The following is a 21,999-nucleotide window of genomic DNA, read 5'->3' on the forward strand; positions in this document are numbered from 1 at the left end:
ATATTTTTTCTTTTCCCATTAAACCTTATACAATTTTCAGAAATTATATTATAAAATATATGTATGACTTAAGGAGGCTTTGTATGAATCAAAATAAAAAAGCTATATTAGATCTTGTCTTTTATCTCGTAATCCCATTCCTCATTTGGAAATTTGCAAAACCTTATATCGATCCTTATTACGCGATGTTACTTTCCTCTGTTCCGGGGATTATTTATACACTGTATACCTTTAAAAAAGAAAAACAGTTTAACGTAACAGGGTTCTTTATTTTAATTACACTCATTTCTAATACAACGGTAGATCTATTATCTGGATCAGCTGAACGAATGTTATGGAACGATGCGTATTATCACATCGTACTCGGCATTATTGTTATATGTACAATTTTTATAAAAAAACCACTTATGTTATATTTCGCAGCAGATATTGCCGCACTTCAAGGTCATGACCGTGATAAAAGTCGTGAGCTTTATCGTGATAGTCGTATATATCCAGCACTGCAATATTTAACGTTATTTTTCGGGCTACAATTTATATTAAAAAGCTTTTTAAAAATTTATTTCATCTCTGTTTTTGGTGTAGATGGCTACGGTGAAATGAGAGCGATTATGACCGCTGTCGGATGGGGCATTTCTATTTGTATCGGAATAGGATTTGTATGGGTGAACAATAAAATACATGCCGTTACGGAAGAACAAGAATCCGTGCGGTAAACAAAGATGCCCTAGTGTATTACGACACTAGGGCATCTTTATTTTGCTAGACATATGACTAAAATTTAACTTGATTTTTTTCTTTTACTTTTTACATTTCGATAAAACAAAGCAGCACTCAGCGGCATAACACCAAACCACTTATTCATAAATGGCTCTTTTTCAGCACGGCGTTGTTCTTTCTTTTGTTTTCGATCTTCTTTTGGAGCATCCATATACGACACAAACTGCTGCGTCACAAAGCGAACATAATCATTAGTAGACATATTATCATCACCTCTACTTGATTAGTATGTCCACTTTTTTATACATTAATCTTTTCCTTTAATTCATTCATAATTTGCTTTACAGACTTATTTGTCGTATCGATATGAATATGAGCCTCTTCATAATAAGCTCGGCGTAATTCAAATTTCGTTACAAATGCATCTATATCTTTCTTTTGAAATAGTGGACGTGTCGTATCTTCACGAAGCCTTTCTGCAATTACATGCGGATCACAATATAAATACACGACAGTTCCGTTCTCTTTCATCCACTTGCGATTTTCTGCTCGTTCAATAATTCCCCCACCAGTTGTAATAATGACATTATGGACTGGTAGCGAACGTAACATTTCGCTTTCATATTCCCGAAAAGCCGTTTCGCCTTCTTCGGCAAAAATATCACGAATTGCCTTCTCTTGCTTCTCTTCGATTTTTTGATCAGTATCTACAACATCCATTTGAAGTTCTTGACTTAATGCTTTTCCAATTGTTGTTTTCCCTGCTCCCATATAGCCGGTTATGTATATAGATTTCATTTTCTGTCCTCTCAATCGTCATTTATTAATTGTTATTATAACGAAAGATGCTACTTTGTTTAATAAAAAAACGTTTTGTTCTTATACTATGAAGAACAAAACGTAACATTCGCTTTTACTTATAAGTACCTCTTCTCACCCACTGCGTTGCAATCCATTTCTCGCCTTTCGTTACAGGTGCCCCTCCGTGTAACGTAAGCTCGTTTAATGATTGATCTTGATAAAAATACTCAAAGTATACTGCCATTCCCTTTCTAGGGTGTACAGAAAGATTTAATTTTGGGAAGTACGTTTCGCCGCCTTCTTCTACATCATTTAAGTACATTACAAGCGTACTAATACGATTGTTAGCAGCTGATCTACTATGTTCCGCAAAATAATCATAGTGTGCTTTATATTGTTGATCCACTTCATAATTTAAAATGTGCAATCCTTCACCATGCGACGCAGGAACATTCATGATAGATGAAATTCGTTTTTCAATCTTTGAAGTAAATTCATTATCTTCCAAAAATGCACCGCTACTTGTTCGAATATCATTTACATCACGTGATGAACCAATTTTAGAACGCTCCATTTTATTTTTAGACATTTCAATCAATTCATCACATTCTTCATCACTTAGTACATTTGCTAATACGACAATAAGAGGTTCTTCAAATTTTGAAATAATGTGTATTTCTCTATCTTCTGTCATAATCGTATTTCCTTTATGATCAAAAATAGTTTGTTCCTTATTTTCACCTATTTGATTGTTGTTTGTCATTTCCCTATTCTCCCTAAAAATAATGATTGGATAGCATGAATATATCATATTCTTTCTACCTTTCTCTTTTTTGAGAAAATTTAAACTTTTAATCATTATATTTATCCATTTCTTCTAAAAAATCAATTTAATTTACAATAGGAAACCTTGGTTTATTTACATATATTTTATACATTATCCTTCTATCCAATCGACTATTTTCCCATCCTTTTTTCTATACCGAAAACCTACCGTATAGAAAGCTTCCTGTTTGAGTGTGCACTGCAACGTAACGAGAATTAAATCATTTTCAAAGACATAATTTCCACTCGCTTCTCCCTTTTCATACTGAAAGAAAAATGTACCTTCTTTTTCTTTTTGCTGTAAATCTTTTTTTATATCTGTAATAGATCGGTTAAGTAATTCATCCAATAAAAACTTTTGTTCTATTTCTATATAAAAATTTTTATCTGTAAACAACATATTTGTTTCGTATATAAAAAAAGAAGTTAATAAAATAAGAAAGATAATCGTTCCAGGCATTGTAAATCCATTTTGCTTTCTCATACGTTTATTCCTATTTCGCTATATCGCATAACTACACCTTCATATATTTTCCCACTAGTATCTTTCACATTTATAATGAGTACATGAGGTGTTAGTTTGTAAGAAACCGTTCCAATATTTTGTAAAACAACTTCCCTCCCGCGCCTATTTACCTTTCTTATAAGACGACTATTCTCTTTTTCATACGATACTTCACTCCCATTACGCGATCGGAATCGTAAAATACTTTCTCCATTTTCAAATGCTAGCTGTTCTCCAGATGATACTTCACGAAACTCCAATTGCATTTGCCCTAAATACACATCCCACTCCCAATCATTTAACCCTTTCGACTGTTTATTTTCCATTTCAATGAAATGTAGGCGGGGAAAGAGCAAAAAAAATATTGATAATAGAAACAGACATACAATCATTTCTATTAATGAAAAACCAAATTCTAATTTATTTTTTCTCCTACATAAAAGCATTGTTCCATCATTCTGTCTTTCACATCTCTCCACACAGTACAAACTTCATTGCCTCCCCAATATGTGTAATACACAATTCCATTTATATTCTTTTCTATTATTCGCTTGTCTTCATTTCCATACATATATATAGCTGCTTCTTTTTTTAATAATCCAGTTGCCTTATAACGAATTTGTATATTTTTTCTTTCTTGCATAACTAATACTGTTTGCGGTAGTAGTAACGATACAGCCATCATTAAAACACTTAACGATACAATCATTTCAGCCATTATGGATCCTTTTTGACATTTCACGATACGTAAATCTCCCTCTTCCAAGCTGAAATACAATTTCATATTTATAATTTCGATACGAAATTATAATCGTACCACCTCTATTAATATTTCCACTTGGATTATATGTCATCGGATTTGGAAACGTATGCAAATCAATTTGTATATCTTCTTCATACTCTCGCTTGACGATATAATACTTTGTACCTGACTCTTTTATAGCATACATATTTCTATCTTTATGCCAACGTAATGTATAGTGCTTTTGACGGTTTATCGCTAATTGCTGCATATACAAAATATCATTTGAAAACTGTCTCAAAAATTGTTCAACTTTTTGTCGCTCGTATAAGGAATGAACACTAAAATACGTAACTATACTTAATACAGAAATAGCAAATAAAACGAGTAACATTTCTAAAAAAGTAAACCCCTGTTGTTTCACAATGCCCTAATTGATACTGCGCCATCATCTGAAATATGAATAGATTCGCCATTCGGGCACTTATCAGTTGTAATATACTTTTCATCTGTCAGTTCTTTTAACGATGGAATTTTATTATGTTGTAATTGATATACTTGTATTTGCGCTTCTATAGATTTCACGTAAGCTGCACAACCTTTTCCTTGGACCGATGAGCGCTGTGTAACTACATTCGGAATAATTAATAGTAATAATATAGTTATGACAACCATTACTAATAGCATCTCTAACAGAGTAAACCCTTCCTCATTCTGCATACAAATGCCCCCTAAATAGAATTCATCATTTGAAACATCGGCATAATCATCGCTAAGTACATAAGGACAACGATTCCTCCAATACATGTAAATAAAATAGGCTGAATGATAACTAACATATGTTTAATTTTCCGTTCCATCTTTTCCATAATAAGATCGCTATAGTCACCTAATTCAATCCCTAAATTGCCGTTTGCTTGTCCATGCGTAATAACATAAGAAAGTTCTTTCTCGTAATACCCACTTTTAGCAATGATAGATTGTAACTGTTCTCCTCCAATTAATTGTCTTTCAATCCGGCTCGCTTCATATTTAAAGAACGGATGATATCTTTGCTCCATCATTATTGTTAAAGCTTCACATACTGATAGTCCACCATTTAATAAACCACTCAACTGAGTAGCAAAATAATGTGAATGCTTTAAAATAAGAAATGTTTTGATGAGGGGAATACGAAGCATAATTTTTACCTGTCTAATATGTGGAAGTTTCCTAAAATACAACATGTATAAAATACCTCCAATAATAACAGTTAAAATAGCGGTTAAAATAATGTAAGGTAGCAGTTTTATTGCACTTAAAATTTGTTCTGTAAGTAGTGGTGTATTAGAACCGAACGAACTATAAACCATTTCAACCTGAGGTAATAAAATGAGTTTAAAAATAAAGAGCATGATTAGTAGAAAAAACATCAAAAACATAGGATACTGCATTATTTTCATCATGTCTCTCCTATACTTATCTTTCTTATAAAGAAGTGCACTTCCTTGTTGCAAAGCAAAAGAAATATCACCATGTTGCTCGGCATAAAATAAATAACTTAACATGTCCTGATGAAACTTTAACTGATGAAAAGAATCGTGTAGACTTTTCCCATCTTTTAACCCCTCAATCATGCGCTGCAATTGTACTTTCTTTTCTACAGGTAATTGAAACTGTAAAAATTCTAATGCTTGTAAAAGAGAGTAGCCTTTTTCTAATAATTCTCCTAAACGTTTCAACAATACTACTTGATCACTTAAACTCCATGTTTTCTTAAACATAAACATCTTCTTCTAAAAAACCTAAAGCATATCCTTTTCGTATTGACGATTCTAAAGTCTCATGTTTGTAAGTAACACATTCTCCACCAGCTTCTTTAAGCGCTTGTTTTAACTCATATCCATATAGTAGCTCATATATGCTAGCCTGCCTTACTTGCCTCATTGATTTACATAAAGTTGAGCACTTTCCTCTGCAAAACGGACACTTCAATTCGACAAGTCGCTGTGCAGCTACAGCCAATAAAGACTGTTCAATCTCTTGCCTCGTTATACCATAATCCATGAAGCGAATGATTGCTCCTTTCGCATCATTCGTATGCAGTGTTGTCATTACTAAATGTCCTGTCAAACTTGCTCTTATAGCTATTTTTGCTGTTTCTTCATCACGGATTTCACCGACTAAAATAATATCTGGATCATGACGTAAAATAGCCTTTAATCCTGTTTCATATGTGAGACCCGCTTTTTCATTTATTTGAATTTGTAATACATCGTCACTTCTTTTTTCAACCGGATCTTCAAGTGTAATGATGCGACGTGTTTTCTTTTTTCTAATTACCTCTAATAATGCATACATTGTCGTCGTCTTCCCAGATCCAGTCGGTCCAGTAAACACAAGTAGCCCCTGTGAATAGCGTAAAAACGAGAGTAGTTTTGCTGCCGTACTTGGAAATAACGAAAGATGTGATAAGGGCTGAACAGATGCTTGTAAATGAAGGCGAATAACGAGACTTTCTTGATATACTGTTGGAAGTGTTGAAAGGCGTAAATACACTTCTTGTCCATCAATTTGCAAATACAACGAACCATTCTGTGGCTTCCGTTTCTCGCCTATGTCCATAGATGCTAAAAATTTGAAATGTGAGACAAGTTTTTCTCCAAACTCCTTTTCAATACACTGTCTCGTCATTAAATCTTTTCCTATACGTAGTTGCACCGCTACATCCTTCTGCCGGGGCACAATATGTAAATCTGACGCTTGTACCCTACACGCTTCTTTTAAAATTGCATTCGCAAAAATTTCAATCCCATTCATCACTTTTCCCTCCTCACTATGTATATAGCATGAAAACATGCGCAATAAAAATTTGGACTTTTGTATTTTCAATAGAGGAAAAAGGAAAAATATGTTTGTGAAATTATGAACAATTTCCGAATTATTGTCTGAAATTACCTATACTCATGTTTATCTGTATTATAATGTTATTATCTTGGATAAAGTGATAAAGGTGGAGATCCTCATGGAACAAGCTTTAAAAATTACAGGTGTATTATCTGACCCAACTCGTTATTACATTTATAAATATATTTCGCAAAAACATAGTTACGTAACGGTACAAGAAATTGCAGATGAGTTTGACATTCATCCAAACGTAGCGCGTTTACATTTATCTAAATTAGAAGATGTTCATATGCTAAAATCGGAAACGAAGAAAACTGGAAAAGGCGGACGACCGAGCAGATTGTATGTCTTATCTGAAGATGTTATCCAATTACAATTTCCATTCCGTGATTATCAATTGTTAGCAAGAATCGCATTTAATTCTTTACTTAGTCTTGGTGCTGCTGGTGAGAAAGCGCTATACGAAACAGGAAAACAATTCGGAGCTGAATTAATGCAACAACATATGCAACGTTTAAATGTGAGTGAAGATGCTTTAACAGTGGAACAAAAAGTTCAAATTGCAAAAGAAGCTTTCTCAACAGCTGGCTTATCACCTGCATTTGAATTAAGTGCAGATGGAACAAAAATTTTCTATGATGTACACAATTGTCCATTTAAAGAAGTTGCTGTTCATCATCCAACTGAAATTTGTAACATGCACGGAGATATGATGAAAGGGATTTTTGAAATCCTATTCCCTAACATGGAATTAACTCGAAATGATAGTCTATTAGATGGATGTAAATCTTGTAATTATAAACTAACAATTTAATTTTTCATATAAAAAGAAGCCAATAATAATTGGCTTCTTTTTATATGAACGAATATTTACAATAGTAAGAAAAATAAACTATAATGAGGTGAGGTTTACTTTTTTTAGAAAAGGAGGGAGATGGCATGGAGCGCATGTTTCGCGTTCTCGGCTTTTGGACTGGAATTTTCTCGGTTATGTTTTACGTAGGGGATATGCAACCGGCCGCACTACTATTTTTAGGACAAACAGGTTTCTTCGTACTTTTAAGCTATTTAAAATTAACAGAGCGTATGTATATATACGTATTTGGGGCATATTTAACTGTTTTCTTCATAGGATTTACATACTACACGACATTCTTACTTGTGCCTGGGGCTGGACATTAAAAGATGGCATTTTGCCATCTTTTTTTTAATTCCGGAATTTCCTAGTTGACTTATAGGTTTTATTACCTTATATTCTATATAACAGATTGGAATTAGGGGGAATCAACATGAATACACTGCTTGTCGGAATTAACGTTGCAGTCATGCTCATCTTAGTTGGCGTATTATATTATATGCAACGTAAGCATGTATCTTTTAATAAACGTGTATTTACCGCTTTAGGAGTCGGAATTTTATTCGGTCTTATATTACAATTTATTTATGAGCCAACTTCTAAAGTAATTATTGAATCAAATACTTGGTTTGGCTTAATCGGTAACGGTTATGTAAAATTACTTCAAATGATCGTTATGCCACTTATTTTAGTATCTATTATTTCAGCATTTACAAAATTACAGTTAACGAAAAACCTTGGTAAAATTAGTGGCCTTATTATCGGTATTTTAATTCTTACTACAGGAATCGCTGCAGCTGTCGGTATCGCTGCAAGTGCAGGATTTGATGTATCTGCAACCGGCCTACAACAAGGTGATGCAGAATCTGCTCGACTGAAACTAGTTGAAGAAAGATTTACTTCTATTGAAAAGACAACAATTCCAGATAAATTATTAGAGCTATTACCTACAAATCCGTTTCTTGATTTAACAGGCGCTCGTCCAACATCAACAATTTCTGTCGTAATATTTGCAGCCTTTATCGGCATTGCCTTTATAGGTGTAAAACGAAAATATCCAGAACAAGCAGAGCTATTTAAGAAGATGCTTGATGCTGTATATGCAATCGTAATGCGTATGGTAACATTAATTTTACGCCTTACTCCATACGGCGTATTAGCTCTTATGGCAAAAACAGTTGCTGGTAGCGACATAAATGCTATTTTAAAACTTGGCAACTTCGTGTTAGCGTCTTACGTAGCACTTATCGTAATGTTCGTTATCCACTTATTATTAATTGCGCTATCTGGTTTAAATCCAATTCAATATTTAAAAAAGGTGTTCCCTGTATTAACATTTGCATTCACATCTCGCTCTAGTGCTGGTGCGATGCCATTAAATATTGAAGCGCAAAAAGAAAAGCTTGGTATTTCCGAAGGAATTGCAAACTTCGCAGCTTCATTTGGGGTATCTATCGGACAAAACGGTTGCGCAGGTATTTATCCAGCAATGCTTGCAATGATGGTCGCTCCAACTGTAGGAATTGATCCATTACAACCACAATTTATTTTAACTTTAATCGCTGTTGTTGCTATTAGCTCATTCGGTGTTGCCGGAGTTGGTGGCGGCGCAACATTCGCAGCTTTAATCGTACTATCTACAATGAACTTACCAATCGGTATTGTTGCTCTAGTTATCTCGGTTGAGCCATTAATCGATATGGGGCGTACAGCTCTTAACGTAAGTGGCTCTATGACAGCAGGTCTTATTTCAAGTAAATGGCTTGGTGAATTAGATCAAGATACGTACAATCAAGATGATACAAAAACTGGTGAAATTGCTTCATAATGAAAAAAGACGCTAACATACAATTGTTAGCGTCTTTTTTATTCCGTCCCCTCTTTATAGATTTTATCTTGAGAATTATCACTCTAAGTATTCTTCTAGTTGCTCTTTTAACTCTTCCCCAATCTCATAACAAGATTCATCAGCGAGTTCCCCTACTTTCTTACTCCCCAAAATGTTTGATTGAATTGGCATTCCTAAAAAGATTCTTTCACATTTCCAAATTGGAATATTATGAAATCCAATCAGCTCTTTTTCTTCATCTAATATAGCTATAGCAACTGATGAATAATAACCCACCTCAAAGGGATTCTCTTTTTCTCTTGCAAATCCCATATCTAATTCCATGTGTTTTTCTATGTATAAATGTGAATACTCTTTATGCAGTTTAAGTGATATTCGCTCTATTTCCTTCTCCATACATTGAATGTTCTCTTTTAACTCCAACGTAAACTCCTGTTCTTTATATTTCATTTTCGCCTCCTTAAACATAGAAAAAGAGAATACAATAACATATCCTCTTTCCTCAAATATATTTCATTATCTCACAGCCCGTCCTTTTCACAAATAACCATTTTGTTCGCACCATTTATGAAATTGTCCTACGTCTACTCCAACTAACACGATATCCTTTAGCTCTACATCAATGACTTGTTCTCCAATTACAATAGCAAACTGCGATGCTAATTTTGTCTCATTTTTCTTTACAATTCCAATTCGGTTCCGATGCGGTCCATCTTTTATATATGCTTTTTGTCCTACAATATCAAAGTTCAAAATTCTCACCTCTTTTACTGCGCTCAAATTGGAAATACGATCTCCACCTCGGAAAATTTCCTTTCATTGCACTATTTCTCTATATATATGACGAAACAATAAAAGAGTCCTTCCTTCTTTACAATTATTTTTTCTTTGTTTCATTTTTGTGATTGAAACGTAAAGTTTATAATAAAACACACTTGGAAGCGCTTTCTATGTAATTTTTTATGTTATAATATATAAGTAGAACTTCGTAAAGAGGGTTAAAAAATGAATACAAAAATGATTAAAAAAGTAATTGAAGCATTAAAAGTATATGGCTTTCAGGATGTATCATTCTGTGACAAAACGAGGCAATTTTTATTTCATAACGAAACCGATATTATGAGCGGCTATGCAGAAATAACATATAGTAGTCAATTTGAAAAATTCAACGTACAAATTCATCCAATTGAAACACATCACCAAGCAGAGTTACAAGAGATTGAAAGACATATACAAGCTTGTATAAGAAAAGTGGAATATTTAAACGCACTTCTTACCGGGCAGACAAAACTAGATGATAAAATTATTATTATGTAAAAAAAGAACGTGATCCAATCACGTTCTTTTTTCATTATACGTTCATCTTTTCCTTTAGTTGTAATCCTGTAACAGATTCTAATACATCCATCGATTCTCCAAATGTCATATCAAAAATTGTCTTGTCCTCTATGTATGGAAACTGTCTGAAACGCTTTTCTAACACCTTCACAGCATCTGATGTAAAGTTTGCACTATCAATGCCAAATTCTGTTTCAAGAAGAACGATCCAATCTAACACATGAAAACCTAATCCATTGACGAATGAAATCAATTTTTCTTCTGGGTTTGAAGATAAGAATACTTGGCGTTCCATCTCACTAAAAAGTTCTTCTCCTAAGATTTCAGCTAACTCATCATCATGTTCACGTTCAACAAGTTCTTCGTAGCCGTAATCATCCACAAGCTCTTCTACTTCTTCACTATCCTGACAAAGCAATTGACTAAGAAGTGCCTCTTTCTTAAATTCACTATTTTGTACGACTTCTAAAAAGCTCGTTTCCCATCCATTTTCTAATTTCATATTATGTACTCCTTTATATACGTTTCTTATCATCACTGTACCCAAAAGATCACTTTTATAACCTTTTAGGTAGTTACTATTATTTCATATGATTCATAACATAAGATGCAAACTCAGCTACATCTCCTTCAAAAATATTTATTTCTGGCAAGTGATAGAACGTTGTTTGGAGCGGGCTTCCTGCATGATATACATATATCGTTTTCTCTAGTGCAATCGCCATTCCAAACTCTGTATGGCTCCCATTTCCGCCATCTAATATAAGTAAAAATACATCCGCTTCTTTTACAGCATTTTGTTCTGCCTGACCAATTTCTCTTAATTGTTCTTCATTTGCTGCTTTTTCGTTTTTGGTCCAATCATATGTATGGTGCCATCCTGCATGTTTCAGTTCATTTGCTACGGAACGTACAAGATGTTTATTTTGGAAACCTGAGGCGATATAAAAATTCATTTATATACACTCCTTCATTATGTATAGGGAAACTCCTTTTTAGCGTTATTTGTTATAGCTACAATAAAGAACAACTTCAAAAAAAATCCCCATCTTTAAAACTTATTTGCGTTTAAATGATGGGATGCTTCATGGTCTTCTTTTATTTTTTGTTTTTTATAACTTTCATCAGCTAACATTTCTAGTTCAGCTGTTATCTCCGACTTTTCAAGCTCTCTTTCTTGCGAAAATTTCCTTGAAATATAAACAATAACACTACCAACGTACAACACAAAGCATATAATAAGTGCAGTATTTTCATAGAGACTTAGCTCCAACACAGTCACTCCTAATCCATTCGTATTTTCACGCCTCATTAATTGGAATTTCCCTATTAACCCATTTGTTATCCCGCTATTTGAGGGCAGTAAGACTCCCTCCTCAAAATTCAGTAACAGTAAAGAAGTTAGATGTGGGATGCACCCAACTGATTAAAGTTTCACTTTATTGTAACATAAAAATATCAATTCTTGGAATCTTTCACCCTACTAAAAGAGGCATGATTATTTCATCATGCCTCTGAAATATTTTGAATGATTGTTTTAATTGCTTCTTTTCCATTATATTTTTTTAGTGCTGTTTTATACTTCTCATTATTTTGATTTAATTCTTCGACATACTTTATAAGAGATTTTACATTTACATCTTCTTCATATAATACGGAGGCATATCCTTGTCTTTCAAAGGACTCTGCATTTAATATTTGATCTCCACGGCTTGCAAATTTCGATAATGGAATTAAAACCATCGGCTTTTGTAATGTTAAAAATTCAAAAATTGCGTTGGAGCCCGCGCGTGAAATAACAAAATCTGTTACCGCTAATATATCTGGCAGTTCTCCATGTACATATTCAAATTGTCTATATCCTTCTTTATTTTGTAAACTTTCATCAAGGTTACCTTTTCCGCAAAGGTGAACAATTTGATACTTTTTAAGAAGTTCTGGTAATGCTTCTCGAGCCGTATCATTAATTTTTTTCGCGCCCAAGCTGCCTCCCATAATCGTAATAACTGGCTTTTTACGTGAAAAACCTAAAAACGCTAAACCTTTTTCACGATTTCCCTTCAGCACTTCTTCACGTACAGGAGACCCCGTATATATTACTTTTTCTTTCGGTAAATGTTTCGCTGCTTCTTCAAATGTAACAAATATTTTCGAAGCAAAACGAAGCGCAATTTTATTTGCTAGTCCTGGCGTCATATCAGATTCATGCAATAAAACTGGTACTCTATTTAGCCATCCGCCAATTACGACTGGTACAGATACGAAACCGCCTTTTGAAAAAATCACATCTGGTTTTAGTTTTCGAATTCTTACATACGCATCCATAACACCCTTCATTACAAGAAAAGGATCTTTTATATTTTTTAAATCAAAATAACGACGTAGCTTTCCACTCGAAATACTATAGTAGGGAATGCCTTCCTTTTCTATAATCGTTTTCTCAATACCTTGGTGAGAACCAATATAAGAGATATCCCAGTTGTCTTCCTGTAAATATGGGATAATGGCTAAATTAGGTGTTACATGTCCTGCCGAACCGCCACCTGTAAAGACTATTTTCTTCATACGTCTCCCCCTTCTAGACTATAATACACTAAAATATCTTGCCTCAGGGTGAGAAAATACCATAGCCGTTACGGACGCTTCTGGCTCCATCATGAATCCTTCTGTTAATGAAATACCTATTTCCTCTGGATGAATTAAGCGAAATAGCTTTTCTTGATCTGCAAGTTCTGGACACGCCGGATAACCAAATGACACTCGTATTCCTCTATATTTCGTACGGAAACGTTCTTCCATCGTCAGTTCAGGTGAGTCCGGAATGCCCCAGCGGTCACGAATGAGCATATGTGTTTTTTCAGCAAGTCCTTCCGCTAATTCAAGCGCTAACGATTGAATGGCATGACTACGTAGGTAATCACCTTTCGCCTTCCACTCTTCAGCAATATCCCGAACTCCTTCCCCAACCGTAACAGATAAGAAAGCAACATAGTCCATCTCATCTCCTATTGGGCGCAAATAATCACCTAAAGTACGATAGGGAGCCTTTCCTTGTCTAGGGAATGTGAAACGCTCTATAACACGCGTATGATCTTCTGGATCATATATTACAATGTTTTGTCCGTCGCTTTGCGCTGGGAAAAATTGATACACTGCTTTCGGCTTTAACCAAGATTGTCCTTCCTGCAATAATTCATCTATTAAATCATTTAATTCATGTGCTCTCTTATCTCCCTCTTTCAAAAGCTTCTTCACATTTCCTTTTAATCCAAGGTGATGCCCAAGTAGCATTTGTCTATTCAGAAATGGTGCGAGATGAAGGGCGGGAACATCTCGTAATACAATTCGTTTTGTTGAATCAGGCACCATAACCTCTGATTTTGGTAATGGCTCAATTACTGCTGGAATTTCTACTTTCTTCTCCTCTTTTTTTACGATATGAAGATGACGTTCTTTTTTATCCTGCTTCATCTTCTCACGCTCTTCTTCTTTTTGAAGCTTATTAATAATATCGAGCCCCGTCATCGCATCACTCGCATAACAAACGAGTCCTTTATATGATGGTGAAATCCGATTATCTGTAAACTTTCTCGTTAACGCTGCACCACCTACAACAATGGGCACATCAATATTTGCCGCTTTTAAATCTTCAGCAGTCGTTACCATTTGTTGAGCTGATTTTACTAATAAACCTGAAAGGCCTATAATGTCCGGCTTCTTTTCTTGTACTTCTTGAACAATTCGATCCGAACGTACATTAATTCCTAAATTAATAATCTCATATCCGTTATTCGCTAAAATAATTTCAACGAGATTTTTCCCAATATCATGCACGTCACCTTTTACAGTTGCTAACAATACTTTCCCTTTTTTCGCACTATCACTAGATTCCATATGTGGCTCTAAATAGCTTACAGCGGCTTTCATACTTTCGGCACTTTGCAATACTTCAGCAACAATAAGTTCATTATTATTAAATAGTCGTCCTACCTCGTCCATCCCTGTCATAAGCGGACCGTTAATAATATCAAGAGGTTTTCTTCCTTCTTCAAGTGCAAGACTTAAATCCTCGTGTAATCCTTGTTTCGTACCTTCTACAATATAATTTGCTAGTCTTTCATCAAGCGTTAACGTTTCTTGCACAACGACATCTTTCTTTTTAGCAACTCGGTAAAAGTTTGTAAATTCTTCTAACGTCTCTTTCGTCGTTTCAAACAGTAATGCATCTGCAAGGCGTTTTTCTTCCTCTGGAATCGACGCATAGCGTTCTAATTTTTCCGTATTCACAATCGCGTAATCTAATCCTGCTTTCGTAGCATGATATAAAAAGACTGAATTTAATACTTCACGTCCAGCCGGTGGTAAACCAAATGATATGTTACTTACACCTAAAATCGTTAAACACTCTGGTAACGCTTCTTTAATAAGGCGAATTCCTTCTATAGTCGCTGCCGCTGAGCCAATATATTCTTCATCACCTGTCCCTACTGGAAACACAAGTGCATCAAAAATAATATCTGACGGGCGTATCCCATACTTCTTTGTAAGTAATTCATAGCTTCTTTTCGCAATTTCTATCTTTCGTTCCGCACTAACCGCCATACCGTCTTCATCAATTGTTCCTACAACTATAGCGGCACCATACTTTTGAAGAAGCGGTGTCACTTTTTTAAATCGTTCTTCTCCATCTTCTAAATTAATTGAATTAATAACAGCTTTTCCTTGAATATAAGTAAGAGCTCGCTCCATCACATTTTCATCTGTTGAATCAATCATAATCGGTACTTTTAAAACTTTCGTAACTTCTGCTAAGAAGTTTTCCATATCTTCTATTTCATCGCGATCAGGATCTGCCATACAAATGTCAATAATATGAGCATTTTTCTTCACTTGCGCTCTTGCCACTTCAGCAGCCTCTTCAAATTTCCCTTCTGCTACTAAGCGTTTAAATTTACGTGACCCAATAACATTCGTTCTTTCACCTACAAATAACGGTCTCATAGACTCATCATATTGCAGTGCTTCTAATCCACTAATTCCATGTCCTTCTCTCTCATGATGGTCACGAGGCCTAAGAGATGCTAGCGCGGATTTCATTGCTTTTATATGTTCTGGTGTCGTGCCACAACAACCACCAATAATATTAACCCATCCTTCTTCAGCAAATCGCTTCACCTTTTCAGCAAGAGAAGATGGAGATTCATGGTAATGTCCATCTTCATCAGGAAGACCTGCATTTGGATAACAAGAAATGTAACACTCCGATAAATCAGATAGTGAACGAATATGGTCCCTCATAAACTCCGGACCAGTCGCACAGTTTAACCCAACAGATAATGGTTTCATATGTTCTACTGATAAATAAAAAGCTTCAATTGTTTGCCCAGCCAGAGTCGTTCCCATTGGCTCAATCGTTCCTGAAATCATAATAGGAACCGTTTTTTTCAGTTCTTCAAAAGCGGCTTGAATTCCAATATAAGCTGCTTTCACGTTACGCATATCTTGACTCGTCTCAACGAGTAATACATCAACTGCTCCTTTTAATAATCCTCGTGCCTGCCTTGTATAAGCCTCAATCAATTCTTCAAAAGTCACACCACCTGTAACACTAATTGCTTTCGTTGTTGGTCCCATCGCTCCCGCAACATATACTTCCTTCCCGCTTTCTTTAACAGCTTGCTTCGCCAAAAGTGCTGCCTTTTCATTTAGTTCTTCATCTAAATGAGACAGATCATAATCACTTAGTACAATATTCGTTGCTCCAAATGTATTTGTTTCAATAATATCCGCTCCAGCTTCAATATAAGCTTTATGAATCTTTAAAATAACGTCTGGTCTTGTTTCCACTAAATATTCATTACAGCCCTCGTACTCTTCTCCTCCGAAATCTTCAGCAGTTAAATCCTCTTGCTGAATCATTGTCCCCATTGCACCATCTAATATTAAAATGCTATTTTTTAATTTTTCTTCTATACACTTCATCAATTAATACCTTCTTTCACTTCTTGCTTTTCTCTTACATATTTAACAAGATGTTCTGTAATTTCATACTTTAAAAATGGTGTAATAAGATAAATACCATTAAAATATTTCATCGCTGCGTCGACCAATTCTTGTGAAATGCGGATCCCTTCCTCAATTGCTGCCTCTTTCGTTTCATGTCCATCCATTCTCTCTCTTATTTCTTCAGGAAGAGTAATACCCGGCACCTCAAAATGAAGAAAATCTGCATTCCGCTTACTTACTAACGGCATAATTCCAATAAAAATAGGTTGTTCCAAATGCTTTGTCGCTTCATACACTTCTTCAATTAACTTGATATCGTAAATTGGCTGAGTTAAAAAATACTCCGCTCCAGCATCTATTTTTCGTTCCATTCGCTTAACCGCTGCTTTTAAGTGCCTCACGTGAGGATTAAATGCGCCGCCTACAGAAAACCTTGTCGCCGGTCCAATTGATTTCCCTAAAATTGAACGTCCATCGTTCATTTCTTTAATCATTTTAATAAGCTCAATAGAGGATAAATCATATACAGAAGTGGCACCGGGAAAATCACCAACGCGCGCTGGATCACCAGTTAAAGCTAACACTTCTTCCATCCCTAACGCCGATAAACCTAACAAATGAGATTGTAGTCCAATGACGTTATGATCTCTACACGTTAAATGCGTCAATACTGGGATATCATGCTTCGTTAATAACGCACCCATCGCCATATTAGAAACACGAGGCGATGCTAATGAATTATCTGCTAGAGTAATAGCATCTGCTCCCGCTCTTTTTAACGCTCTTGCTCCTTCAAAAAAACGCTGTGTATCTAACGTTTTCGGTGGATCTAATTCCACTACAACTGTTGTTTGTTTTTTCGCTTTCTCTGCTAGAGTGACGTGAGCCTTCGAACGTTTCTCATGCGTATGAACGACTTTCGGCCTTTGAATCGTGTCTTTTTCTATTACAGGGGTAATATTCGCAACAGCGCGCTTCATACTTTGAATATGTTCTGGAGTCGTACCACAACAACCACCCAATAACCGAATACCTTGCTCAATAAATCTCGGTGTCATCGCTTCAAAATAAGCTGGACTTCCCTCATATACGTAACGTCCATCCACATAATTCGGGAGGCCTGCATTTGGGTATGCTGATAAATAGCCATTTTGAGGAATCGATATCATTTTGAAAGCTTCCGTCATATGAAGCGGCCCTAGTTGACAATTCAATCCAACAACATTTGCACCGTAATCTATAAGTTGCTTTAATATTTCATTGACATCATTTCCATTTTGAGTCGTACCTGCTTCATGTAACGCTAATTGCGCAACAATTGGAATATTCGTTTGCTTACGCAATACTTTAACGGCATGAAGTAATTCAAATTCATCGTAAAAAGTTTCTAATAGTAATCCATCAACCTGTTCTTCTAGTAAAGCCCCTGCCTGTTCAAGTAACATAAACTCTCTTTCCATATCAGTCGTTGTAACAGCTCCGATATGTTTCATACCACCAATTGTTCCTAAAATTGCATTTTTATCTGTCACAGATGCTTTCGCTAGTTTTACTGCCGCTCTATTAATTTCTGTAACTTGATTTTCTAAACCATACATACGTAATTTCGCCTCATTTGCTCCATACGTATTCGTTTGAATTACATCTGCTCCAGCAGCTACATATTGTTTATGAATCGATATAATTAAGTCTGGATCAGATACATTCAATTCTTCAAAGCTACTTTGCAAACCATGTGAATGCAATAACGTCCCAACCGCACCATCACCTATTACAATTCCTTTTGATAATAAATCTAGTAATTTCACGACTCTCCCTCATTTCTATCAATATAAAAACCCCCTCTTCACTTTGAAGAGGGGGACATAATCGTTCCTCCTCTTATTATGCAAAACATTCGTTTTGCAGGTATTAGCACCGTTTCAAACATTTCGTTTGAAGGTTGCCGGGTTTCACAGGGCCTTTCCCTCCACCGCTCTCAATAAGAGTTGTCTTTATTATTTTATTTATGTAGCTAAAAGGAAATGCGTTCCCCTTTTAACAATGTTTGTTAATTTTTTAATAAATTTAGCATGCACAAAAGTAAAAGTCAATGACACTTGCGGAAAAATAAAAATTATTTAAAATAAAGTTGCAATTCAGTTATATTTTATTGTAAAGTTAAAAACATAATAAAAATTTCATACGAACATTCTTATCTAGAGAGGTAGAGGGACTGGCCCTGTGACGCCTCAGCAACCATTAACATTTTGTTAATAAGGTGCTAATTCCAGCAAATTGTGAAAGATTTGACAGATGAGAAGAAGACTCTATTCAAACCGAAAGCCTTCTTCTTAGAAGGCTTTTTTTATTTTATATTCACTTAATGTTTCAATTTAAAAAGGAGGAATTTTCATATGTCAACAATCGAAACAAAACTAGCACAAATCGGAAATCGCAGTGAAACTACAACCGGAACGGTTAATCCACCAGTTTATTTCTCAACCGCTTATCGTCACGAAGGAATTGGTAAATCTACTGGCTTTGACTATTCACGAACTGGCAATCCAACTCGAGGTCTTTTAGAACAGGCGATCGCAGACTTAGAATATGGCGAACAAGGTTATGCCTGTAGTTCAGGGATGGCGGCTGTTCTCCTCGTCCTTTCTCTATTCCGCTCTGGAGACGAACTTATTGTATCTGAAGATTTATACGGGGGAACGTATCGATTATTTTCTGAGCATGAAAAAAAGTGGAATGTTCGATGTAGATACGTAAATACACAGTCTATTAAACAAATTGAGCAAGCTATCACAACTGAAACGAAGGCTATTTTCATAGAAACTCCAACTAATCCATTAATGCAAGTTACTGATATTGCTGCTGTCGCAACTGTAGCGAAAAGGAACGGACTACTCCTTATTGTAGACAACACTTTCTACACACCTTATATACAGCAACCATTAACAGAAGGTGCTGACATTGTACTTCATAGCGCAACGAAATATTTAGGGGGACATAACGATGTACTAAGCGGGCTTGTCGTTGCAAAAGGAAAGGAACTTTGCGAGGAAATCGCTCATTATCATAATGCATCAGGTGCAGTTTTAAGCCCATTTGACTCATGGTTATTAATTCGCGGTATGAAAACGTTAGCGCTTCGCATGAGGCAACATGAAGAAAATGCGAAAGCAGTTGTTGCGTATTTAAATGATGAAGACGGGGTGACAGATGTATTTTATCCAGGAAGAGGTGGCATGATCTCATTCCGCCTTAAAGATGAAGCTTGGATTAATCCATTCTTACAATCTTTATCCTTAATTACATTTGCCGAAAGTCTTGGTGGTGTAGAAAGTTTAATGACTTATCCAGCAACGCAAACACATGCTGATATTCCTGAAGAAATTAGAACAGCAAACGGCGTATGCAATCGTCTTCTTCGATTCTCAGTTGGCATTGAAAATAGTAACGATTTAATTCAAGACTTAAAGCAAGCAATTAAACTCGTAAAAGAAGGTGTAAGAATATGAGCTATTCTATAGATACACTCTTACTACACAACCAATATAAACACGACTCGCAAACAGGCGCTGTGAACGTTCCTATTTATAACACATCAACTTTTCACCAGTTTGATGTAGATACGTTCGGAAAATATGACTATAGCAGGTCAGGAAACCCAACTCGTGAAGCTCTTGAAGATATCATTGCTTTATTAGAAGGCGGAACAAAAGGATTCGCCTTTGCATCAGGCATTGCAGCGATTTCCACTGCATTCCTCCTTCTTTCACAAGGTGATCACGTACTCATTTCAGAAGATGTGTACGGAGGCACTTACCGAGTGATAACTGAGGTACTCTCCCGTTACGGTGTTTCACATACATTTGTTGATATGACCAATTTAGAAGAAATAAAACAAAACATTAAACCAAATACAAAGCTCTTTTATGTAGAAACACCTTCTAACCCACTTTTAAAAGTGACAGATATTCGCGAGGTTTCTAAACTCGCAAAATCTATTGGGGCTCTTACTTTTGTTGATAATACATTTTTGACACCACTATTCCAAAAACCACTTGAACTTGGAGCTGATGTCGTTCTTCATAGTGCTACAAAATTTATTGCTGGTCATAGTGATGTTACTGCTGGATTAGCAGTAGTAAAAGATTCAGAACTCGCTCAAAAGCTTGGATTTTTACAAAATGCATTCGGTGCTATTTTAGGACCTCAAGATTGTTCTCTCGTACTTCGCGGTCTAAAAACATTGCATGTACGCCTCGAACATTCAGCTAAAAATGCCAATAAAATCGCACATTATTTACAAGAGCACTCTAAAGTAAAAAATGTCTATTATCCGGGATTACAAACTCATCTCGGATTTGATATTCAACAATCTCAAGCAACATCAGCTGGAGCGGTCTTATCGTTTACTTTGCAGTCAGAAGATGCACTCCGCAAATTTTTATCAAAAGTAAAATTGCCTGTTTTTGCAGTTAGTTTAGGAGCTGTAGAGTCAATTCTTTCTTATCCAGCAAAAATGTCACATGCAGCACTGTCGCAAGAAGCTCGTGATAAAAGAGGAATCTCTAATTCATTACTTCGGTTATCAGTCGGTCTTGAAAATGTTAACGATTTAATATCCGATTTTGAAAATGCCCTTTCTTATGTAGAAGAACCTGTAAATGCATAGAGAAAAAGAAGATATGAGATTAGGTTTTCATATCTTCTTTTTATGCGGTTTAGCTATATTCATTTGAATTTCTTCTTTTCTTATAGTCCATAAAAAATAAAAGTATATCATCTATTTCTAAATAATGGATTAATTGATATATTAAGAAATAAAAAGGGGTGAAAATAATGGATACTTGTGCAGATATTTTAATCGTTATCGATTTACAAAATGGCGTATGTTATAGCGAGGAGCATTTATTTGATTTACAGAACTTACTAAAAAAAGTAAATAAAAGAATTTATTCATATAGAAAATTAAATAAACCAATCCTTTTTGTTCAACATTGTGATGATGATTTAGTACCCGAGAAAGAACTTTGGGCTATTCATACCGATCTAGATGTTCAAGAACAAGATTTTTTTGTAAGAAAAACACATGCAAATTCATTTTATAAAACAAACTTAAAAGAAATTTTAGATCAATTATCTGTAAATCGCATTGAATTTTGTGGCGCCCAAACAGAGTACTGTATGGATGCAACGATTAAGTTTGCCCACGGGCTAGGATACGAAAACTTTATGGGACAGAAAACAACCTCTACGTTGAATAATCCTTTTATGTCCGCAAAAGAGACAATTGATTTTTATGAGAACATATGGAATCACAGATTTTTAACGTTGCTAAAAGATGAATTTTAGAATAAATGACTAATGACTTGATCATCCTAAGATTTATCAGCCGTAATCAAATATTTCATTATCACCATAAAGAAGCGAATGACATTCAGCTTCTTTTCTTTTAACCTGTTTTATATTCTATA

At 35.2% G+C, this 21,999-nt stretch carries 26 protein-coding genes and 2 riboswitches; of the genes, 8 read left to right on the plus strand and 18 right to left on the minus strand.

Going from position 1 to position 21,999, the window contains the following annotated elements; all coding sequences use genetic code 11:
- Nucleotides 1-83: 83 nt before the first annotated feature.
- Nucleotides 84-716 carry a VC0807 family protein gene (locus C3Y97_RS21410; RefSeq protein ID WP_001075112.1) on the plus strand — a complete coding sequence of 211 codons (633 nt, stop codon included), beginning with the start codon at nt 84-86 and terminating at the stop codon, nt 714-716.
- A 65-nt stretch (nt 717-781) separates the two neighbouring features.
- On the opposite strand, the gene C3Y97_RS21415 is transcribed toward C3Y97_RS21410, so the two are convergent.
- From C3Y97_RS21415 to comGA, 10 genes are all read right to left on the minus strand, one after another.
- Nucleotides 782-982, minus strand: a complete 201-nt coding sequence (locus C3Y97_RS21415; RefSeq protein WP_000106083.1) for a YqzE family protein — start codon at nt 980-982, stop codon at nt 782-784.
- A gap of 38 nt (nt 983-1,020) precedes the next feature.
- The gene (locus tag C3Y97_RS21420; RefSeq protein ID WP_000836660.1) at nt 1,021-1,518 is read right to left on the minus strand and encodes a shikimate kinase; all 498 of its coding nucleotides are present in this window, start codon (nt 1,516-1,518) and stop codon (nt 1,021-1,023) included.
- Between the two features lie 115 nt (nt 1,519-1,633).
- Entirely contained in the window at nt 1,634-2,284 is a 651-nt protein-coding gene (locus C3Y97_RS21425; RefSeq protein WP_000183856.1) for a 2OG-Fe(II) oxygenase, read from the minus strand.
- A gap of 174 nt (nt 2,285-2,458) precedes the next feature.
- Nucleotides 2,459-2,830, minus strand: a complete 372-nt coding sequence (gene comGG / locus C3Y97_RS21430) for a competence type IV pilus minor pilin ComGG (RefSeq protein ID WP_001231317.1) — start codon at nt 2,828-2,830, stop codon at nt 2,459-2,461.
- Nucleotides 2,827-3,297: a competence type IV pilus minor pilin ComGF gene (comGF, locus tag C3Y97_RS21435; RefSeq protein WP_000923101.1), complete on the minus strand. Its 471-nt coding sequence runs from the start codon at nt 3,295-3,297 to the stop codon at nt 2,827-2,829. The genes comGG and comGF overlap by 4 nt, the downstream gene beginning before the upstream one ends.
- Nucleotides 3,267-3,569, minus strand: coding sequence for a hypothetical protein (locus tag C3Y97_RS21440; RefSeq protein ID WP_000829469.1), 303 nt, complete (start codon nt 3,567-3,569; stop codon nt 3,267-3,269). Before C3Y97_RS21440 ends, comGF begins: the two co-directional genes overlap by 31 nt.
- Nucleotides 3,562-4,017 (minus strand): competence type IV pilus minor pilin ComGD, encoded by a 456-nt coding sequence (gene comGD, locus C3Y97_RS21445; RefSeq protein ID WP_000813141.1) that lies wholly within the window; start codon nt 4,015-4,017, stop codon nt 3,562-3,564. The genes C3Y97_RS21440 and comGD overlap by 8 nt, the downstream gene beginning before the upstream one ends.
- Complete coding sequence (gene comGC / locus C3Y97_RS21450; RefSeq protein WP_001178687.1) at nt 4,014-4,313, minus strand: competence type IV pilus major pilin ComGC; 300 nt, start codon at nt 4,311-4,313, stop codon at nt 4,014-4,016. The genes comGD and comGC overlap by 4 nt, the downstream gene beginning before the upstream one ends.
- 11 nt (nt 4,314-4,324) lie before the next feature.
- The gene (comGB, locus tag C3Y97_RS21455) at nt 4,325-5,356 is read right to left on the minus strand and encodes a competence type IV pilus assembly protein ComGB (protein ID WP_000475187.1); all 1,032 of its coding nucleotides are present in this window, start codon (nt 5,354-5,356) and stop codon (nt 4,325-4,327) included.
- Nucleotides 5,349-6,392: a competence type IV pilus ATPase ComGA gene (comGA, locus tag C3Y97_RS21460; RefSeq protein ID WP_001013170.1), complete on the minus strand. Its 1,044-nt coding sequence runs from the start codon at nt 6,390-6,392 to the stop codon at nt 5,349-5,351. Before comGA ends, comGB begins: the two co-directional genes overlap by 8 nt.
- 205 nt (nt 6,393-6,597) lie before the next feature.
- Between comGA and C3Y97_RS21465 the strand changes: the two genes are divergently transcribed.
- The 3 genes from C3Y97_RS21465 to C3Y97_RS21475 all read left to right on the plus strand — a co-directional run bounded on the left by C3Y97_RS21465 (nt 6,598) and on the right by C3Y97_RS21475 (nt 9,163).
- Complete coding sequence (locus C3Y97_RS21465) at nt 6,598-7,293, plus strand: helix-turn-helix transcriptional regulator (protein WP_000434125.1); 696 nt, start codon at nt 6,598-6,600, stop codon at nt 7,291-7,293.
- Between the two features lie 125 nt (nt 7,294-7,418).
- A complete protein-coding gene (locus tag C3Y97_RS21470; RefSeq protein ID WP_000440716.1) occupies nt 7,419-7,661 on the plus strand; it encodes a DUF2626 domain-containing protein in 243 nt (80 codons plus the stop codon).
- Nucleotides 7,662-7,768: 107 nt separating this feature from the next.
- Complete coding sequence (locus C3Y97_RS21475; RefSeq protein WP_001094345.1) at nt 7,769-9,163, plus strand: L-cystine transporter; 1,395 nt, start codon at nt 7,769-7,771, stop codon at nt 9,161-9,163.
- Between the two features lie 78 nt (nt 9,164-9,241).
- On the opposite strand, the gene C3Y97_RS21480 is transcribed toward C3Y97_RS21475, so the two are convergent.
- Together C3Y97_RS21480 and C3Y97_RS21485 are read right to left on the minus strand one after the other, a co-directional pair.
- On the minus strand, nt 9,242-9,634 hold the full coding sequence (locus tag C3Y97_RS21480) for a hypothetical protein (RefSeq protein ID WP_000875395.1): 393 nt from the start codon (nt 9,632-9,634) through the stop codon (nt 9,242-9,244).
- Nucleotides 9,635-9,721: 87 nt separating this feature from the next.
- Entirely contained in the window at nt 9,722-9,937 is a 216-nt protein-coding gene (locus C3Y97_RS21485) for a DUF3912 family protein (RefSeq protein WP_001008327.1), read from the minus strand.
- Between the two features lie 252 nt (nt 9,938-10,189).
- Here C3Y97_RS21485 and C3Y97_RS21490 point away from each other — a divergent pair, with 252 nt between their 5' ends.
- Complete coding sequence (locus C3Y97_RS21490) at nt 10,190-10,501, plus strand: hypothetical protein (protein WP_001093239.1); 312 nt, start codon at nt 10,190-10,192, stop codon at nt 10,499-10,501.
- 34 nt (nt 10,502-10,535) lie between these two features.
- Here C3Y97_RS21490 and C3Y97_RS21495 read toward each other — a convergent pair whose 3' ends face one another.
- The 6 genes from C3Y97_RS21495 to C3Y97_RS21520 form a co-directional block, all read right to left on the minus strand.
- Entirely contained in the window at nt 10,536-11,024 is a 489-nt protein-coding gene (locus tag C3Y97_RS21495) for a hypothetical protein (protein WP_000764267.1), read from the minus strand.
- 79 nt (nt 11,025-11,103) lie between these two features.
- Nucleotides 11,104-11,478: a nucleoside 2-deoxyribosyltransferase gene (locus C3Y97_RS21500; protein ID WP_001012342.1), complete on the minus strand. Its 375-nt coding sequence runs from the start codon at nt 11,476-11,478 to the stop codon at nt 11,104-11,106.
- Between the two features lie 95 nt (nt 11,479-11,573).
- Nucleotides 11,574-11,834: a DUF3966 domain-containing protein gene (locus C3Y97_RS21505; protein WP_001250699.1), complete on the minus strand. Its 261-nt coding sequence runs from the start codon at nt 11,832-11,834 to the stop codon at nt 11,574-11,576.
- Nucleotides 11,835-12,028: 194 nt separating this feature from the next.
- On the minus strand, nt 12,029-13,087 hold the full coding sequence (murG, locus tag C3Y97_RS21510) for an undecaprenyldiphospho-muramoylpentapeptide beta-N-acetylglucosaminyltransferase (RefSeq protein WP_000724776.1): 1,059 nt from the start codon (nt 13,085-13,087) through the stop codon (nt 12,029-12,031).
- A gap of 18 nt (nt 13,088-13,105) precedes the next feature.
- Nucleotides 13,106-16,504, minus strand: a complete 3,399-nt coding sequence (gene metH, locus C3Y97_RS21515; protein WP_000649674.1) for a methionine synthase — start codon at nt 16,502-16,504, stop codon at nt 13,106-13,108.
- Nucleotides 16,504-18,336, minus strand: a complete 1,833-nt coding sequence (locus C3Y97_RS21520; protein ID WP_000770352.1) for a bifunctional homocysteine S-methyltransferase/methylenetetrahydrofolate reductase — start codon at nt 18,334-18,336, stop codon at nt 16,504-16,506. The genes metH and C3Y97_RS21520 overlap by 1 nt, the downstream gene beginning before the upstream one ends.
- A gap of 70 nt (nt 18,337-18,406) precedes the next feature.
- A riboswitch (SAM riboswitch) is annotated at nt 18,407-18,516 on the minus strand.
- Nucleotides 18,517-18,719: 203 nt separating this feature from the next.
- Nucleotides 18,720-18,830: riboswitch (SAM riboswitch) on the plus strand.
- A 94-nt stretch (nt 18,831-18,924) separates the two neighbouring features.
- On the opposite strand from C3Y97_RS21520, the gene metI reads away from it, so the two are divergent.
- From metI to C3Y97_RS21535, 3 genes are all read left to right on the plus strand, one after another.
- Nucleotides 18,925-20,037, plus strand: coding sequence for a cystathionine gamma-synthase/O-acetylhomoserine thiolyase (metI, locus tag C3Y97_RS21525; protein WP_000103897.1), 1,113 nt, complete (start codon nt 18,925-18,927; stop codon nt 20,035-20,037).
- A complete protein-coding gene (gene metC, locus C3Y97_RS21530) occupies nt 20,034-21,197 on the plus strand; it encodes a cystathionine beta-lyase (RefSeq protein WP_000122299.1) in 1,164 nt (387 codons plus the stop codon). Before metI ends, metC begins: the two co-directional genes overlap by 4 nt.
- Nucleotides 21,198-21,364: 167 nt before the next feature.
- Nucleotides 21,365-21,877: a cysteine hydrolase family protein gene (locus C3Y97_RS21535; RefSeq protein ID WP_000379156.1), complete on the plus strand. Its 513-nt coding sequence runs from the start codon at nt 21,365-21,367 to the stop codon at nt 21,875-21,877.
- The last annotated feature ends 122 nt before the right edge of the window (nt 21,878-21,999 follow it).

The sequence above is a fragment of the Bacillus sp. DU-106 genome (assembly GCF_004799705.1).
Lineage (GTDB): Bacteria > Bacillota > Bacilli > Bacillales > Bacillaceae_G > Bacillus_A > Bacillus_A cereus.

Bases quoted from the DNA above. Each gene is read 5' to 3' on its own strand.
- C3Y97_RS21410 (WP_001075112.1), top strand. From the start codon at position 84: ATGAATCAAAATAAAAAAGCTATATTAGATCTTGTCTTTTATCTCGTA.
- C3Y97_RS21415 (WP_000106083.1), bottom strand. From the start codon at position 982: ATGTCTACTAATGATTATGTTCGCTTTGTGACGCAGCAGTTTGTGTCG.
- C3Y97_RS21420 (WP_000836660.1), bottom strand. From the start codon at position 1,518: ATGAAATCTATATACATAACCGGCTATATGGGAGCAGGGAAAACAACA.
- C3Y97_RS21425 (WP_000183856.1), bottom strand. From the start codon at position 2,284: ATGACAAACAACAATCAAATAGGTGAAAATAAGGAACAAACTATTTTT.
- comGG (WP_001231317.1), bottom strand. From the start codon at position 2,830: ATGAGAAAGCAAAATGGATTTACAATGCCTGGAACGATTATCTTTCTT.
- comGF (WP_000923101.1), bottom strand. From the start codon at position 3,297: ATGCTTTTATGTAGGAGAAAAAATAAATTAGAATTTGGTTTTTCATTA.
- C3Y97_RS21440 (WP_000829469.1), bottom strand. From the start codon at position 3,569: ATGGCTGAAATGATTGTATCGTTAAGTGTTTTAATGATGGCTGTATCG.
- comGC (WP_001178687.1), bottom strand. From the start codon at position 4,313: ATGCAGAATGAGGAAGGGTTTACTCTGTTAGAGATGCTATTAGTAATG.
- comGB (WP_000475187.1), bottom strand. From the start codon at position 5,356: ATGTTTAAGAAAACATGGAGTTTAAGTGATCAAGTAGTATTGTTGAAA.
- comGA (WP_001013170.1), bottom strand. From the start codon at position 6,392: ATGAATGGGATTGAAATTTTTGCGAATGCAATTTTAAAAGAAGCGTGT.
- C3Y97_RS21465 (WP_000434125.1), top strand. From the start codon at position 6,598: ATGGAACAAGCTTTAAAAATTACAGGTGTATTATCTGACCCAACTCGT.
- C3Y97_RS21470 (WP_000440716.1), top strand. From the start codon at position 7,419: ATGGAGCGCATGTTTCGCGTTCTCGGCTTTTGGACTGGAATTTTCTCG.
- C3Y97_RS21475 (WP_001094345.1), top strand. From the start codon at position 7,769: ATGAATACACTGCTTGTCGGAATTAACGTTGCAGTCATGCTCATCTTA.
- C3Y97_RS21480 (WP_000875395.1), bottom strand. From the start codon at position 9,634: ATGAAATATAAAGAACAGGAGTTTACGTTGGAGTTAAAAGAGAACATT.
- C3Y97_RS21490 (WP_001093239.1), top strand. From the start codon at position 10,190: ATGAATACAAAAATGATTAAAAAAGTAATTGAAGCATTAAAAGTATAT.
- C3Y97_RS21495 (WP_000764267.1), bottom strand. From the start codon at position 11,024: ATGAAATTAGAAAATGGATGGGAAACGAGCTTTTTAGAAGTCGTACAA.
- C3Y97_RS21500 (WP_001012342.1), bottom strand. From the start codon at position 11,478: ATGAATTTTTATATCGCCTCAGGTTTCCAAAATAAACATCTTGTACGT.
- C3Y97_RS21505 (WP_001250699.1), bottom strand. From the start codon at position 11,834: ATGAGGCGTGAAAATACGAATGGATTAGGAGTGACTGTGTTGGAGCTA.
- murG (WP_000724776.1), bottom strand. From the start codon at position 13,087: ATGAAGAAAATAGTCTTTACAGGTGGCGGTTCGGCAGGACATGTAACA.
- metH (WP_000649674.1), bottom strand. From the start codon at position 16,504: ATGAAGTGTATAGAAGAAAAATTAAAAAATAGCATTTTAATATTAGAT.
- metI (WP_000103897.1), top strand. From the start codon at position 18,925: ATGTCAACAATCGAAACAAAACTAGCACAAATCGGAAATCGCAGTGAA.
- metC (WP_000122299.1), top strand. From the start codon at position 20,034: ATGAGCTATTCTATAGATACACTCTTACTACACAACCAATATAAACAC.
- C3Y97_RS21535 (WP_000379156.1), top strand. From the start codon at position 21,365: ATGGATACTTGTGCAGATATTTTAATCGTTATCGATTTACAAAATGGC.